General features: G+C 54.7%; 1 protein-coding gene and 2 rRNA genes. All 3 read left to right on the forward strand.

The window, feature by feature from the left end; translation table 11 throughout:
* A 23S ribosomal RNA gene (locus AB4043_RS23265) occupies window positions 1–911 on the forward strand; the annotation flags it as partial.
* Between the two features lie 122 nt (window positions 912–1033).
* Window positions 1034–1150, forward strand: a 5S ribosomal RNA gene (rrf, locus tag AB4043_RS23270).
* A 176-nt stretch (window positions 1151–1326) separates the two neighbouring features.
* The coding region (locus tag AB4043_RS23275) for an NAD-dependent epimerase/dehydratase family protein (RefSeq protein WP_442308235.1) at window positions 1327–2165 on the forward strand (839 nt) is incomplete at its 3' end.

A 2165-nucleotide genomic window follows, 5' to 3' on the forward strand; every position in this document is an offset into this window, starting at 1 on the left:
GTCTTAACGAGTTGCTCGGCGAACTTGTAGTACCGGTGAAGATGCCGGTTACCCGCAGCTAGACGAAAAGACCCCGTGCACCTTTACTATACTTTTACAGTGGGTTACGGCAATTGCTGCGCAGGATAGGTGGGAGGCTTTGATTCCGGGATTTCGGTCTCGGAGGAGCCAACGGTGAGATACCACCCTGCGATTGTTGTGATCCTAACCTACTCCCGTGATCCGGGAGAGGGACACTGTAAGACGGGTAGTTTGACTGGGGCGGTCGCCTCCTAAATTGTAACGGAGGCGCGCGAAGCTACACTCAGGTCGTTTGGAAATCGACCGTCGAGTGCAAAGGCATAAGTGTGGTTAACTGCGAGACCTACAAGTCGAGCAGRTGCGAAAGCAGGCCWTAGTGATCCGGTGGTTCTGWATGGAAGGGCCATCGCTCAACGGATAAAAGGTACKCCGGGGATAACAGGCTGATCATTGCCAAGAGTTCATATCGACGCAATGGTTTGGCACCTCGATGTCGGCTCATCGCATCCTGGAGCTGTAGAAGGTTCCAAGGGTTAGGCTGTTCGCCTATTAAAGCGGTACGTGAGCTGGGTTCAGAACGTCGCGAGACAGTTCGGTCTCTATCTGCTGTGGGCGTAGGAGATTTGAGGGGGCCTGTCCTTAGTACGAGAGGACCGGGATGGACRAACCTCTKGTGTWCCAGTTGTCKTGCCAAMGGCACGGCTGGGTAGCGAAGTTCGGTTATGATAACCGCTGAATGCATATAAGCGGGAAGCATGCCTCAAGATGAGATCTCCCAACCCAAAAGGGAAATGAAGGGCCCAGGAAGACCACCTGGTTGATAGGCTGGAGGTTGAAGCACAGTAATGTGTGTAGCTTACCAGTACTAATCGCCCGTTCGGCTTGTCCATAGAATTTACTCTGCACAGAGTAGTTGTTGTCAGAGATATTCAACACAAGCCCTGTAGTTATCAAAAGTAGCAAACTCAATCTATTCAGTTGTGAAGTATCGCGCGAGCGACTTCGACAATTTGCCGGTGAGCATATCGCAAGGGTCACACCCGTTCCCATCCCGAACACGGAAGTTAAGCCTTGTCGAGCCGATGGTACTGCACGGGAAACTGTGTGGGAGATTAGGTCATCGCCGGCATATTCTTGAAAATGCCCACTCTTCGGAGTGGGCATTTTGCTTTTAACCTCAACTCTTTCCTTTAACACGACGGTGATTACTTTCGTTCCGGCCCCGCACCGGTTTCCGCTATGATGAGATTAAGAGCGCGTGCATCCGCAGCAAAGATTGCTAACCTTTCCAACCAAGGGGACAGAATGTCACAAAAGAAAGTGCTTGTCGGCGGCGCCGGCGGGTTTATCGGCGGCCACCTGGTTCGCAGACTGAAGTCTGAAGGCTATTGGGTTCGGGGCGTGGATATCAAAAGGCACGAGTTCACCGAGTCCTCGGCAGACGAGTTCATCCAGGCCGACCTGCGCGATCCGCAGGTGGTCAAGGCCGTTGTCGACGGTATCGAAGATGTCTATCAGCTTGCAGCCGACATGGGCGGCGCCGGTTACATCTTCACCGGCGAGCACGATGYCAATGTGATRCATAACTCAGCGACTATCAACCTGAACATGGTCGAGTATGGCCGCGAGGCTGGTGTGAAGCGTTTCTTCTACTCCTCCTCCGCCTGCATCTACCCGGCCTACAACCAGGAAGATCCTGATAATCCGAAGTGCTCGGAAGACTCCGCCTATCCCGCGGCTCCTGACTCGGAGTACGGATGGGAGAAGCTCTTCTCGGAGCGCTTGTACCTCTCCTACATGCGCAACTACGGTCTGCACATTCGTGTGGCCCGCTTCCATAACATCTTCGGGCCTGAAGGCACCTGGCGCGGTGGCCGCGAGAAGTCGCCTGCCGCAATGTGCCGTAAGGTAGCTACGACTCCCGAGGGTGGCGCGATCGAAGTGTGGGGAGACGGCAAGCAGACCCGCTCGTTCCTCTACGTCGATGAGTGCGTTGAGGCAATTCGCCGCATGATGGAAGGCCCGTTCGAGGGACCGCTGAATATCGGTTCAGAAGAGATGGTGAGCATCAACCAGCTCGCGAAGCTTGTGATGGACATCGCCGGGAAGCCGCTGGCGATCAAGAATGTCCCCGGTCCCCTCGG

This window comes from Terriglobus sp. YAF25 (assembly GCF_052113305.1).
Lineage (GTDB): Bacteria > Acidobacteriota > Terriglobia > Terriglobales > Acidobacteriaceae > Terriglobus.